This window comes from Streptomyces sp. NPDC045778 (assembly GCF_056431945.1).
In genome coordinates this window covers 357,280-370,364 of record NZ_JBWKJZ010000004.1, presented here as the reverse complement: position 1 = coordinate 370,364, position 13,085 = coordinate 357,280, and the positions used below count along the sequence as shown (strand labels likewise).

The following is a 13,085-nucleotide window of genomic DNA, read 5'->3' as shown; positions in this document are numbered from 1 at the left end:
CGGTCGTCCGCGTCCACGCGCGGGGCCCCGGCTCTCCTTCGGGAGGCCGGGGCCCTCTCGCGTGTGCCGTCAGGGCTCCGCGGGGCAGTGGACGTCCGGGTTCCAGGGGGAGAGCCTGCCGCTCGGGTTGTCCTTGTAGAGCCAGGCGTGCAGGTCGTAGTGGATCGGCATGCCCGGGAAGTGCCCGTCCATCGGCCCGTCGAAGGGCTGCCCGAACAGGGACGGGCGGTCGTCGTGGGTGCTCTTGTCCTGGTCGGCGTCGTAGACGATCCACTCCACGGCGATCAGCTTGCGCTTGCCGTCGCCCCCGTCCTCGTAGAGCACCGCTGCGGGCTTCGCCGGATCGACGGAGCCGAAGTTCTTCGGGTTGATGTAGTGGTACCCCATCCCGCCGAGGTCAGGGTCGGCGACGCACTCGTCGGTCCGGACGAAGCCGTCCTTGATCGCGAGCGGCTCGTGCGCGTACTTGGCGGTCGCGGCGTAGACCTTGGCGAACTGCGCCTGCCGCGGGGGCGGCGGAGGTGCCGGGGCGGCCGCCTGCGCGGGCGCTGTGGACAGGGCCAGGCAGGAGGCCGCGGCCAGCGCGAGGGCGGCCTGGACGGTACGGGGCTGAGGCATGGAGGGACTCCTCGGAAGGGTCGGCACACTGGGGAGCCATGACCTGGGGCGGGCTCAGCCCCCGAGCCGCCGTAAGCAGCAGGATGTCCCGGGGTGGCTCCCGCCGCCAGACCGCGTGGGCCGTAGGGCTGAGCGAGAAGCGTCCGGCCGGCCTGTGGATAACTTCCCGGGGTGTCGGCGCGGGCGCCTATCGTGGAGGCAGTGGTCGAGGTGCGACAGGCGGGGGCACGGCGATGAGCGGGAGCAGTGGGGTCGGCATGGCAGAGGTGGTGGAGAGCGACGCGCTGCGGACGCTCCACCGAGTGTTCGGGTACGACGCCTTCCGGGGTGAGCAGGAAGCGATCATCGAGCACGTGGTGGCGGGCGGCGACGCGGTCGTCCTGATGCCGACCGGCGGCGGAAAGTCGCTGTGCTATCAGATCCCGGCCCTGGTCAGACCCGGCACGGGCGTGGTGGTCTCCCCGTTGATCGCGCTCATGCAGGACCAGGTCGACGCGCTGCGGGCTCTCGGCGTGCGCGCGGGCTTCATGAATTCGACGCAGGACTTCGACGAGCGCCGCGTCGTCGAGGCCGAGCTGCTCGCGGGCGAGCTGGACGTGCTGTATCTGGCGCCGGAGCGGCTGCGCCTGGACACCACGCTCAATCTGCTCTCCCGGGCGAAGATCTCCGTCTTCGCGATCGACGAGGCGCACTGCGTGGCCCAGTGGGGCCACGACTTCCGGCCCGACTATCTGGCCCTCTCCGTCCTCGGCGAGCGCTGGCCCGACGTCCCCCGGATCGCCCTGACGGCCACGGCGACGGACGCCACGCACCGCGAGATCACCCAGCGCCTGGCCATGCCGGACGCCAAGCACTTCGTCGCCAGCTTCGACCGGCCGAACATCCAGTACCGGATCGTGCCCAAGTCCGACCCGAAGAAGCAGCTCCTCACCTTCCTGAAGGAGGAGCACGAGGGCGACGCGGGCATCGTCTACTGCCTCTCGCGCAAGTCGGTGGAGCAGGTCGCCGAGTTCCTCAGCTCCCACGGAGTCGAGGCGGTGCCGTATCACGCGGGTCTCGACGGGGGCACCCGCGCGCGGCACCAGTCGCGCTTCCTGCGCGAGGACGGCCTGGTCGTGGTCGCCACGATCGCCTTCGGCATGGGCATCGACAAGCCGGACGTCCGCTTCGTCGCCCACCTCGACCTGCCCAAGTCGGTGGAGGGGTACTACCAGGAAACGGGCCGTGCGGGCCGCGACGGCCTCCCCTCCACAGCCTGGATGGCGTACGGCCTCCAGGACGTCGTGCAGCAGCGCAAGCTCATCCAGTCCGGCGAGGGCGACGAGGCGTTCCGGCGCCGCTCGGCGGCCCACCTGGACGCGATGCTGGCGCTGTGCGAGACGGTCTCCTGCCGCCGCGCCCAGCTCCTGAGGTACTTCGGCCAGGACCCGACGGCCACCGGCTGCGGGAACTGCGACACGTGTCTGACACCCCCGGAGACCTGGGACGGTACGGTCGCCGCGCAGAAGGTCCTGTCCGCGGTGGTGCGCCTGAAGCGGGAGCGCGGCCAGAAGTTCGGCACGGGCCAGATCGTCGACATCCTGCTCGGCCGCAAGACCGCCAAGGTCATCCAGTTCGACCACGACCAGCTCTCCGTCTTCGGCATCGGCGAGGAGCTGAGCGAGGCCGAGTGGCGGGGCGTGGTGCGGCAGTTGCTGGCGCAGGGCCTCCTCGCCGTCGAGGGGGAGTACGGCACGCTCGTGCTGACCGAGGAGAGCGCCGCCGTCCTCGGCCGGCAGCGGGAGGTGCCGCTGCGCAAGGAGCCGAAGAAGCCCGCGGGTTCGGCGCGGTCCGCCGCGCGCGGCGAGCGCAAGGCCAAGGCCGCGGCCGTGGCCGAGCTGCCGGAGGAGGCGGTGCCGGTGTTCGAGGCGCTGCGGGCGTGGCGGGCGGCGCAGGCGCGGGAGCAGGGCGTGCCCGCGTATGTGATCTTCCACGACGCGACGCTGCGGGAGATCGCCGCGGCACGGCCCGGGTCCGTCGAGGAGCTGGGGGGGATCAGCGGGGTCGGCGAGAAGAAGCTGATGACCTATGGGGAAGGGGTGCTGGAGGTCCTGGCGGAGGCGGAGGCCGGGGCCGGGGCGTGATCCTCGGGCCCTGGGGGAGGCCGGGGCTGGGGCTGGCCGCATAGCCCTCGCGTCCTGGCGGGGACCAGCCGCGTAGCCTTCGCGTCCTGGCAGAAGCCGACCGCGTGGCCTCGCGTCCTGGCGGAGACCAGCCGCGTAGCCCCGCGAGCCGCGCCCGGGCCCGGCCCTCCCCGAGCCGGGCGGTGGTGGCCTCGGCTCAGGGAAGGGGCCGCCGGGGCCTCGGCTCAAGGAAGGGGCGGGTCCGGAGGGCGCCGCGTCAGCGTGGTGCGGTCACGCGGCCCGTCACCTCGCCCAGGCCCACCCGGGTGCCGTCCGGCCCTGGGGCCCAGGCCGAGAGGGTCACCACGTCGCCGTCCTCCAGGAACGTGCGCTTGCCGGAGGGGAGTTCGAGGGGGTCGCGGCCGTTCCAGGTCAGCTCGATGAGAGAGCCGAACTGGTCGGGGGACGGCCCGCTGACGGTGCCGGAGCCGTAGAGGTCACCGGTGCGCAGGGAGGCGCCGTTGACCGTCATGTGGGCGAGCTGCTGGGCGGCGGTCCAGTAGACGGTGGAGAAGGGTGGGTTGGAGATGACCTCGCCGTTCAGGGTGACGGTGATGCGCAGGTCGTAGCCGCCGGGCCCGTCGGACGCGGGCTCGGCCGGGCCGGTCGTGCCGGCTGCGTCGGCTGTGTCGTTCAAGTACGGCAGCAGGGGCTCGGTGCGCTCCGGCGGGGCGACCCGCGCCGCGTCCAGGGCCTCGAGGGGCGTGACCCACGCGGAGACGGAGGTGGCGAAGGACTTGCCGAGGAAGGGCCCGAGCGGCACGTACTCCCAGGCCTGGATGTCGCGGGCGGACCAGTCGTTGAGCAGGCACAGGCCGAAGACGTGCTCGCGGAAGTCGGCGAGCGGCACCGGGGTGCCGAGCGTGGAGGGCTTGCCGACGACGAAGCCGACCTCGGCCTCGATGTCCAGCTTGGCGGACGGGCCGAAGACCGGGGCGGCGTCGGCGGGCGTCTTGCGCTGCCCGCTGGGGCGGATCACATCCGTGCCGGAGACCACGACGGTGCCCGACCGGCCGTGGTAACCGATGGGAAGGTGCTTCCAGTTGGGAGTGAGCGGAGTCGGCGCGTCCGGGCGGAACATGCGGCCCAGGTTCGACGCGTGGTGCTCGGAGGCGTAGAAGTCCACGTAGTCGGCGACGTCGAAGGGCAGGTGCAGGGTGACGTCGGAGAGGGGGTGGAGCAGCGGGCGGATGGCCTCGCGGTGGGCGGGCACCGTCACCCAGGCGGTCAGCGCGCGGCGGACGTCGCTCCACGTCCGGCGGCCCGCGGCGAGCAGCGGGTTCAGCGTGGGCTGGGCGAGCAGGGACACATAGGGCGAGCCGAGGGCGGCCGCGGCGGCCCCCGCGTCGAGGACGTAGGACCCGAGCCGGACACCGACTCGTCGGCCGCCGCGGCCCTCGGAGAGGGGCGCGGGCCCCGCCGCGGAGCCGGAGGCGGACCCAGGCGCGGAGCCGGAAGCGGAACCGGGCGCGGGCTCGGCGGATCCGGCCGGGGAAAAGACACCGTACGGAAGATTGTGCGGGCCGAAGGGGTCGCCCTCGGGGAGGTCGAGCGGATTCTGCTCGGACATGCGTTCCTGCCTCGCTTTCCAATCTGGGTGCCCCACACGTTACGTGGAAGCCCCGTATTCGGGCAGTGTCTAAAGAGTTAGCAATGTCCGGATAAACCGCGCATGGAGTGTTCAATTCCGGCTTAGGTTCCTCGGGGGACGCGGACGGGGTGGGTCCGGGTCGGTGCGATGCGGACGCGTGGGGGGACCCGTGACCAATTCCAGCGGTGGTGTGCCCTGCGCACCCGACCGTGAAGTGCCCGGACTCGTCGTGAAGTTCGGCGACTATCCGTTGCACCACGGTGGCGTGGGAGCGATTCGGAGCCTCGGCCGCGTCGGCGTGCCGATGTACGCGATCACGGAGGACCGGCGCACACCCGCCGCCGTGTCCCGCTATCTCACCGGCGCCTTCCCGTGGCGGACCACCGGAGCGGAGGACCCGGGATACCTCGTCGACGGACTGCTGCGCATCGGGCGGCGCATCGGCAGGCCGGCGGTGCTCATCCCGACCGACGAGGAAGCGGCCGTCCTCATCGCCGAGCACCAGCGTGAGCTGGGCGACACGGACTTCGGGGGCTTCCTGTTCCCGCACGTCGACGCCGCCCTGCCGCGGCGCCTCGCCAGCAAGCAGGGCCTGCACGAGCTGTGCGAGGAGCACGGCCTCAGCTCGCCCGCGTCGGCCTGCCCGCGGAGCCGGGGCGACATCGAGGAGTTCGCGCAGACGGCGACGTTCCCGGTGGTGGCGAAGAACCGCGAGGCGTTCCAGCGCCGCGAGCGGCCCGCGGTGCACGGCACCACCCGCATCGACACCGCCCAGGGCCTGCGCGACCTCGCCCGTGACTGGGGCGAGCGGCCCGGGGTGATCCTCCAGGAGTATCTGCCGCGCGAGCAGGCCGAGGACTGCGTGGTGCACGCCTACTTCGACGAGCATTCGGCGCCCCTCGCGCTGTTCACCGGGGTGAAGGTCCGTTCCTGGCCGCCGCACGCGGGCATGACGGCCCACGCGTACGTCGTCGACAATCCGGAACTCGCCGACATCGCGGCGCGTTTCATCAAACAGATCGGTTTCACCGGCGTCATCGACCTGGACCTCCGATTCGACCGCCGCGACGGCCAGTACAAACTGCTCGATTTCAACCCGCGCATGGGCGCCCAGTTCCGGCTCTTCGAGAGCGAGACAGGCATCGACGTCGTCCGGGCCATGCATCTGCACCTGACGGGCCGCCCCGTTCCGGAAGGCGACCAGCGCGCCGGCCACCGCTATGTGGTGGAGAACATCGACCTGCCCGCCCTCATCGCCTACCGCCGCAGCGGGTACGTGACGCCGCACGCCCCCGCCCGCGCCAGCGGCACGGAGCTGGCCTGGTTCGCCGCGGACGACATGAAGCCGTTCTTCACGATGCTGGCGCGCTTCGTGCGGCCGGGGGCGACCCACCTGTACCAGCTGTGGCGGACCAGCCGCCGGGGCAGCGCGACGCCGTCGGGCCGAAGGGGCGACCCGTCGTCGTCGCGGGAATGACCGCCGCCCGGCAGTCGAGGGGCGCGGGAAGGCAACACCCACGAGGTAAGACAGTGTGCCGGGCCACGGCACGGCACATGCGATGTCCTGGGGAGGGACTTCGTGAAGCAACCAGTAGCAGTCATCGGGGCGGGCCCCTACGGCCTGTCCACCGCAGCCCATCTGCGCGCCCGCGGCCTGCCCGTGCGCGTCTTCGGCGACCCCATGGTCAGCTGGCGTTCCCACATGCCCGCAGGAATGCTCCTGAAGTCGACCCCGGCTGCGTCGGACATCGACGCCCCGCAGCCGGGCCACACCCTCACCGACTACTGCGCGGCAGTGGGCATCCCGCGCCTGGTCACGGACGAGGACATCATCCCGGTCGAGACGTTCACCGGGTACGGACAGTGGTTCCAGGAGCTGCTCGTGCCCGGCCTCGAGCAGGTGCGGGTGGTGACCGTCGAGCGCGGCGAGCGGGGCGGCTTCGAGCTGAAGCTCGACTCGGGGGAGCAGTTCACGGCCCCCGCGGTCGTCGTCGCCAGCGGCCTGACGGGCCTCGCGCACCTCCCGCCCGCCCTTGCCGCCGCCGTGCCCGAAGGGCCCTCGCCCGCGGGCCCCTTCTCGCACAGCGCCCAGCACCACGACCTGTCGCGGTACGCGGACACCGACCTGCTCGTCGTCGGCGCGGGCCAGTCCGCCCTGGAGACGGCCGTGCTCGCCGCCGAGGCGGGCGCCCGGGTCCGGCTCGTGGCCCGCGGCAGGGGCTCCATCGGCTTCGGCGCGCCCCCGTGGGAGCAGCCCAGGCTGCGCCCGGAGTCCCCCTTCGGTCGCGCCTGGACGCTGTACGCGCTGAGCCACCACGCCGGCCTCTACCGCCATCTCCCGCCGCGGACCCGGCACTTCCTCGCGCGCCGCGTCCTCGGCCCGCTCGGCGCCTGGTGGCTGCGCGAGCGCTTCCGCGACCAGGTCGACGCGCGGGAGATGCGGCGCCTGGTGCGGGCCGAGGTCCACGACGGCCGCCCCCTCCTGACGGTGGAGTCGCTCGGCGGCCGCACCCGGGAACTCACCGCCGACCACGTCATCGCCGCCACGGGCTACCGCGTCGACCTCGCCGCCCTGAGCTTCCTCGGGCACGGCCTGCGCGCCGCCATGGCCGTCAGCCGTGGCACCCCCAGGCTCGGCGAGGGCTACGCCTCATCGGTCCCCGGCCTGTACTTCACGGGCATGGCGGCCGCGTCGTCGTACGGGCCGGTGATGCGGTTCGTGTGCGGCACGGAGTACGCGTCACCGCGTTTGGCCCGGCATCTGGCGGCGGCTTACGGCTGAGTGCCGCGTCTGGCTGAGCGCCGCCGTGGCTGCTGCTGCGGAGGGCCGTTGTCGTCTGCGGGGCCGTGGTGGCTGGTCGCGCAGTTCCCCGCGCCCCTTAAGGGGCGGCGCTGCCGGGGGTTACTCGTTGGGTAGCACTGGCATCGGGGCGGGCCCGGCCGTGCGCATGCGCTCGGGCGTCCAGTAGTCCTCGGCCGGGCCCGGGGCGTGCTCGACGCGCTCGCTGCTCACGGTGTCCGACCGCGCACCCGCCCCGGGCGAGGCCGGTCGTCCGCTCCCGTCCGCGGCCGACGCCTGCCAGGCGAGGCCCGCGGTGAGCACCGCGGCGGCGGTCGCGGTGACGAGGGCGAGCTTGCGGTTCTGCGGGAGGGCCATGTCGTTCCTTGTCTCGGTGTCTCGGTGTCTCGGTGTCTCGGTGTCTCGGTGTCTCGGTGTCTCGGTGTCTCGGTCGTCGAGCTGCATTCCGGGCGTATCGATACTCCTGTGACGTGGCCGGGCGCCGAGAGGTTCCGTCACCTGCGAAAGGTCCGGGGCGCCGCGATCGCCGGGCGGGGCCAGGGCACCCCGCAGGCAGCGGCCGGGCCACCCCCTGCACAGCGCTCACGGCCCCCCGTACACAGCAGCCAAGGCACCCCGTTCACAAAGGAATTGCCTCACCGGCCCCCGCGGGCGTCCGGCGGCGGTGCGGCGCGCCCGGGGCGGACGGCGGGGCGCGGGGAGAACCGGCGCCCGCGTCGCGGAGGCCACCGCCCGGCCCGCCCCGTTCCGGTGAACCGGGAGCGGGCGGTCACGCCCGGCGCGCCTCTGCGCCCCCGGCGCGTACGAGCGGGTGGCGTTGGCCGCACGACCAGGTGTCTGCCGGGAGTGCGCCGGGCGCACCCAAAGCGTCACAGGTCCTGTGACACGGCTTACCGGCCGGGCTCAGATCCGTATTCTTCGGATCATGGCCGCTCCCCTCGCATATTCCCTCATCGCTACTGACCTGGACGGAACGCTGCTGCGCGGCGACGACACGGTCTCCGACCGCTCCCGCCGGGCACTGGCCGCCGCGAGCGAGGGCGGAGCGCGGCACCTCGTCGTCACCGGACGCCCCGCGCCCCGCGTGCGCCCGCTCTTCGACGACCTCGGGTACGACGGGCTCGCCGTGTGCGGGCAGGGCGCGCAGCTGTACGACGCAGGGGCGGAGCGCCTGGTGTGGTCGGTGACCCTGGACCGGGAGCTGGCGGAGGTGGCCCTCGGCAAGATCGAGGCGGAGGTCGGCCAGGTCTTCGCGGCGGTCGACCAGGACGGGGCGGACGGCCTGACCCTGATCGAGCCCGGGTACGAGATGCCGCACCCGACGCTGCCCGCGATGCGGGTGCCCGGCCGTGACGTGCTGTGGGAGGAGCCGATCAGCAAGGTGCTGCTGCGGCACCCCACGCTGGCGGACGACGAGTTGGCGGCGGTCGCCCGGGCCGTCGTCGGGTCGCTCGCCACGGTGACGATGTCCGGGCCCGGCACGGTGGAGCTGCAGCCCTGCGGCGTCACCAAGGCGACCGGTCTCGCCCTCGCGGCGGAGCGGCTCGGCCTGCGGGCCGCCGACACGATCGCGTTCGGTGACATGCCGAACGACATCCCCATGTTCGCCTGGGCGGCGCACGGCGTGGCGATGGCCAACGCGCACCACGAACTCAAGGCGGTGGCGGACGAATTGACGCTGTCCAACGAGGAGGACGGGATCGCCGCCGTCCTGGAGCGGATGCTCGGCACCGATGGCCGGAAAGCGGTGGGTGGCAGGCAGCGCGCGTGAGGGTATCCGACACGGTGCGGCGTGGCCGTCGGCTCACGCGGTGTGATCCGGTGACGCGGGCCGGCGCGGCCCGTGTCACCGGCTGGCGGCGACGGTTGTACGGAGGGCGATCGGCATGTCGGGCGCTTCGCCCGGCGGGTGGTAAATCGGTCATTTCCTGTCTATCGGGCAGGCTGGCCCCCTCTGGTCGGGCAGGCGCTGGCTGTGATCGAAAGGCGACCGGATACGCTGACTTGAGTGATGGCAGCGACACATCGACAAACCGTGTCATCGACGAATGATCGACCGAGTGATCGACTTGTGATCGTCAGCAGACAGGAGAACCCCTCGTGACCGTCGTCGGGCCCTTCGGGCTGAGCGTGCGGGACCAGGCTCTCGAAGCCGATGTCCAGGCAGGATTGGCGGCTGTCGAGGAGGGCCTGCTCGAGGCCACCAAGAGCGAAGTGCCCTTCATCACCGAGGCGGCGCAGCACCTCGTCCGCGCGGGGGGCAAACGTTTTCGGCCACTCCTGGTGATGCTGGCGGCCCAGTTCGGCGATCCCTACGCGCCCGGCATCGTGCCGTCCGCCGTGGTCGTGGAGCTGACGCACCTCGCGACGCTCTACCACGACGACGTGATGGACGAGGCCGATGTGCGCCGTGGGGTGCCCAGCGCCAACCAGCGCTGGGGCAACTCCGTGGCCGTCCTCACCGGTGACTTCCTCTTCGCGCGCGCCTCGCACATCCTGGCCGACCTCGGCCCCGAGGCCGTACGCATCCAGGCGGAGGCCTTCGAGCGGCTCGTCACCGGGCAGATCCTGGAGACGGCGGGACCGCGCGACGGGCGCGACCCGGTCGAGCACTACCTGGACGTCATCGGCGGCAAGACCGGCTCGCTGATCGCCGTCGCCGGCCGCTTCGGCGCGATGATGTCCGGGGCGGACGAGACGGTCGTGGACGTCCTGACCCAGTACGGGGAGCGGCTCGGGGTCGCCTTCCAGCTCGCCGACGACGTGCTCGACATCGCGTCCGACTCCACCGAGTCCGGCAAGACGCCCGGCACGGACCTGCGCGAGGGCATTCCCACGCTGCCCGTGCTGCGCCTGCGGGAGCGGGTGGAGCGGCTCGGGCTCGCGGAGGACATCGCGCTCAGCGAGCTGCTGGACTCCGACCTCACCGATGACGCCCGGCACGCCGAGGCGCTCTCGCTGCTGCGGGCCCACCCCGCCCTCGAGCAGGCCCGGCGGGACACCGTGCGGTACGCGGAGGAGGCGCGGGCCACGCTGGCCCCGCTGGCGGAGGGGGACGCGAAGGCCGCCCTCGTCGAGCTGTGCGACCTGGTGGTGCACCGGGCGGGCTGACCCCCGGGGCGCCGCGCTCGTGTGGTGCGCGTCACACGACTTGGCTGAGCCTGGATTGAGTCCAGGCTCAGATCCGTTCCGTACTCATGCCCGGAAGCCGACGCAGGGGGCGTCGGCTGCGGAACGGGGAGATTTCACGTCATGGGCGCTTTCACTGCGTATGCGAAGAACCGCCGCCGGGCGCTGCTCGCCTCCGGGGTCGCGGTGGCCACGGTGGGCGCCCTCGGCGCGGCCGTGCTCCCCGCGACGGCGAAGGACACCGCCGGCACCGCCACCAGCGGCGCCCTTCTCGTGGCGAGCCTGAACGGCGCCAACGAGGTGCCCGTGCCCGGTGGCCCCGCCGTCGGCGACAAGGACGGCGCCGCCCTCCAGTTCGTCCGGATCAAGGGCGACAAGGTCACTGTCACCGCCACCTGGCGCGGCACGGCCAGGCCCACCGCCCTCCACATCCACCAGGGCGCGAAGGGTGCGAACGGCGGCGTCAAGGTCGACTTCACCGGACTCCTGGCGCGCGCCGAGCACCGGCGGGTCACCGGCACGGTCACGGTGCGCGACGCGGCCCTGCTCAAGCGCCTGAAGACGAAACCGACCGTTTTCTACGCCAACCTGCACACCGCCCAGTTCCCCGGTGGCGCCGTCCGGGGCCAGCTCCACCGGGTCACCGCCGGTGCCGCGCGCGGCTTCCAGGCCCCGGTCGTCAAAGGCGAGCAGATCTACCAGTGCGCCAAGCGCGCGGACGGGACGTACGCCTTCGCCCAGCGCGACGTACGCGCGACGCTCGGGCGCCGTGTCGCGCACGACTTCGTCGCCCCGAACTCCGGTACGCCGCGCTGGCGGGCCCCGGACCGCAGCGCCGTCACCGGCAAGGTGGTCTCCAAGACGCCCAACGGCGCGAGGAACATCCCCGAACTGGACCTCAGGGCCAAGCAGGTGGGGCGGCGGAGCGGCCTGCTCGCGCACACCGTCGAGATCCTGCGCCTGAACACGGTGGGCGGCGTCCAGCCCTCAGGCCCGTGCAGGCCCGGGGCGATCGCCTCCGTGCCGTACGAGGCGGACTACGTGTTCGTCCAGCGCTGAACCCGCGCGACCCGCGCGACCCGCGCGGACCCGTAGGGCTACGCCACGCGCGGGCCCCATCGAGCCACTGTGCGGACGACCGGCCTGTACACCCCCGGCGGGCCGGTCGTCACCTCCAGGGCGGCGCCTCCCCTTACGGGACGGGGGAGGCGCCGCCCCTTTTTGTCATCCCGTAGCAGTACGTCGAGTTGCTCCCGGGGTCTGACGCTTCCCGCTGGCCGATTTGGTCGGATGGAGACAGTCGAAAGGCGAACACGGACCACCACTCCTGACCAATTCGGGTGAGAATGGCGGCGCGGGGTGGACGAGCGCGTGTACGAAACGGAAAGCCGCCGCCGACCACGGAGGTAGGGCACACAATGGCACCGTACGAACCGGAGCAGGGCACGACCGACGCCGAGGAACTGAGCGCGGGCCGCCGCAAGGCGGCGCGCTACCTCGTCCCGGTCGCGGTGGCGGGGGTGGCGGCGGCGACCATCGGGCTGGTCCCGGCGCTCGCGTCCGGCGGCGACCCGGACCTGCCCCAGCTGACCGCGCAGGAACTCATCGAGAAGATAGCCGCGTCGGACACCGAGCAGCTGTCCGGCACCGTGAAGATCAACACGGATCTGGGCCTGCCGTCGCTCGGCGGCGCCTTCGCGCCGGGCGGCGCGGGTGGCGGCGGCTCCCACGACGGCGGGGACGGCAAGGACGGCAAGGGCTCCGCCGCCGACCCGTCGACCAAGCTGATGGAGCTGGCGTCCGGCTCGCACACGCTGCGCGTCGCGGCGGACGGCCCCGACAAGCAGAAGATCTCGGTCCTGGACGACGCCGCCGAGTACAGCGTGATCCACAACGGCGACGACGTGTGGGCGTACGACAGCGCGTCGAACGAGGCGTACCACACGAAGGACACCGGCAAGGCGGGCGACAGCTCCGGCAAGAAGGGCGACCTGCCGAAGGGCGTGCCGGCCACGCCGAAGGAGTTCGCGCGCCAGGCCCTGAAGGCGGCGGGCAAGACGACGTCGGTGAAGGTCGACGGCAGCGCGAAGGTCGCGGGCCGCGACGCGTACCGCCTGGTGCTCAAGCCGAAGGACACCGGCACGACGGTCGGCCGGATCACCATCGCGGTCGACGCGAAGACGGGTACGCCGCTGAAGTTCACGCTCACCCCGGCGAGCGGCGGCGCGGCGGTCGTCGACGTCGGCTTCACGAAGGTCGACTTCGCCCGGCCGGCCGCGTCCACCTTCGACTTCAAGCCCGCGAAGGGCACGAAGGTCACCGAGGAGGACGGCAAGGCGGGCAAGCACGGGCCCGACGGCCTCAAGGGCGCGGAGCCCGAGGTCAACGTCATCGGCGAGGGCTGGACGTCCGTCGCCGAGCTGAAGCTGCCCGGCGGCCAGGGCCTGCCTGCGCCCGGCTCCGCCGACGTCCCTGCGGACGCCCAGCGGTTCCTCGACTCGCTCGGCGACAAGGTCAGCGGTGACTTCGGCTCGGGCACGGTCTTCAAGACCCGCCTGGTCAACGCCCTGATCACGGACGACGGCAAGGTATACGTGGGCGCGGTGACGAAGGACGCGCTGGTGCGGGCCGCCGAGCGCTGAGCGCGGAGCGGTAGCGGGTGACCGGGCGGCGGGCCGAGGGCGGAATCCCTCGGTCCGCCGCGGCGGCGCCCGGCCCGCGCCCCTCCCCGCCGCACCGGCGGCGGAGCCGGCACGACCACCGGCCGCGGGCCGGACGACAGGAG

General features: G+C 72.7%; 10 protein-coding genes. 7 read left to right on the top strand and 3 right to left on the bottom strand.

What is annotated here, in order from left to right; all coding sequences use genetic code 11:
* Positions 1–69 precede the first annotated feature (69 nt).
* Positions 70–618 carry a hypothetical protein gene (locus AC07GB_RS07805; protein WP_478842618.1) on the bottom strand — a complete coding sequence of 183 codons (549 nt, stop codon included), beginning with the start codon at positions 616–618 and terminating at the stop codon, positions 70–72.
* A gap of 257 nt (positions 619–875) precedes the next feature.
* Here AC07GB_RS07805 and recQ point away from each other — a divergent pair, with 257 nt between their 5' ends.
* Positions 876–2,741: a DNA helicase RecQ gene (gene recQ / locus AC07GB_RS07800; RefSeq protein WP_478842616.1), complete on the top strand. Its 1,866-nt coding sequence runs from the start codon at positions 876–878 to the stop codon at positions 2,739–2,741.
* A 256-nt stretch (positions 2,742–2,997) separates the two neighbouring features.
* Here recQ and fahA read toward each other — a convergent pair whose 3' ends face one another.
* Positions 2,998–4,350, bottom strand: coding sequence for a fumarylacetoacetase (gene fahA, locus AC07GB_RS07795; protein WP_478842614.1), 1,353 nt, complete (start codon positions 4,348–4,350; stop codon positions 2,998–3,000).
* 190 nt (positions 4,351–4,540) lie between these two features.
* Between fahA and AC07GB_RS07790 the strand changes: the two genes are divergently transcribed.
* Positions 4,541–5,848: a carboxylate--amine ligase gene (locus AC07GB_RS07790; RefSeq protein WP_478842612.1), complete on the top strand. Its 1,308-nt coding sequence runs from the start codon at positions 4,541–4,543 to the stop codon at positions 5,846–5,848.
* Between the two features lie 102 nt (positions 5,849–5,950).
* The gene (locus AC07GB_RS07785) at positions 5,951–7,153 is read left to right on the top strand and encodes an FAD-dependent oxidoreductase (protein ID WP_478842610.1); all 1,203 of its coding nucleotides are present in this window, start codon (positions 5,951–5,953) and stop codon (positions 7,151–7,153) included.
* Between the two features lie 120 nt (positions 7,154–7,273).
* Here AC07GB_RS07785 and AC07GB_RS07780 read toward each other — a convergent pair whose 3' ends face one another.
* Positions 7,274–7,528, bottom strand: a complete 255-nt coding sequence (locus tag AC07GB_RS07780) for a hypothetical protein (RefSeq protein WP_478842608.1) — start codon at positions 7,526–7,528, stop codon at positions 7,274–7,276.
* Between the two features lie 568 nt (positions 7,529–8,096).
* On the opposite strand from AC07GB_RS07780, the gene AC07GB_RS07775 reads away from it, so the two are divergent.
* From AC07GB_RS07775 to AC07GB_RS07760, 4 genes are all read left to right on the top strand, one after another.
* Positions 8,097–8,942 carry an HAD family hydrolase gene (locus tag AC07GB_RS07775; protein ID WP_478842606.1) on the top strand — a complete coding sequence of 282 codons (846 nt, stop codon included), beginning with the start codon at positions 8,097–8,099 and terminating at the stop codon, positions 8,940–8,942.
* A gap of 329 nt (positions 8,943–9,271) precedes the next feature.
* Positions 9,272–10,282: a polyprenyl synthetase family protein gene (locus tag AC07GB_RS07770; protein WP_138961261.1), complete on the top strand. Its 1,011-nt coding sequence runs from the start codon at positions 9,272–9,274 to the stop codon at positions 10,280–10,282.
* A 141-nt stretch (positions 10,283–10,423) separates the two neighbouring features.
* Positions 10,424–11,359: a CHRD domain-containing protein gene (locus AC07GB_RS07765; RefSeq protein ID WP_478842604.1), complete on the top strand. Its 936-nt coding sequence runs from the start codon at positions 10,424–10,426 to the stop codon at positions 11,357–11,359.
* A gap of 359 nt (positions 11,360–11,718) precedes the next feature.
* The gene (locus AC07GB_RS07760; RefSeq protein WP_478842602.1) at positions 11,719–12,942 is read left to right on the top strand and encodes a LolA family protein; all 1,224 of its coding nucleotides are present in this window, start codon (positions 11,719–11,721) and stop codon (positions 12,940–12,942) included.
* Positions 12,943–13,085: the final 143 nt, after the last annotated feature.

Excerpts from the sequence above, each read along its gene's own strand:
- AC07GB_RS07775 (WP_478842606.1), top strand. The coding sequence starts at position 8,097 with ATGGCCGCTCCCCTCGCATATTCCCTCATCGCTACTGACCTGGACGGA.
- AC07GB_RS07765 (WP_478842604.1), top strand. The coding sequence starts at position 10,424 with ATGGGCGCTTTCACTGCGTATGCGAAGAACCGCCGCCGGGCGCTGCTC.
- fahA (WP_478842614.1), bottom strand. The coding sequence starts at position 4,350 with ATGTCCGAGCAGAATCCGCTCGACCTCCCCGAGGGCGACCCCTTCGGC.
- AC07GB_RS07760 (WP_478842602.1), top strand. The coding sequence starts at position 11,719 with ATGGCACCGTACGAACCGGAGCAGGGCACGACCGACGCCGAGGAACTG.
- AC07GB_RS07805 (WP_478842618.1), bottom strand. The coding sequence starts at position 618 with ATGCCTCAGCCCCGTACCGTCCAGGCCGCCCTCGCGCTGGCCGCGGCC.
- recQ (WP_478842616.1), top strand. The coding sequence starts at position 876 with ATGGCAGAGGTGGTGGAGAGCGACGCGCTGCGGACGCTCCACCGAGTG.
- AC07GB_RS07780 (WP_478842608.1), bottom strand. The coding sequence starts at position 7,528 with ATGGCCCTCCCGCAGAACCGCAAGCTCGCCCTCGTCACCGCGACCGCC.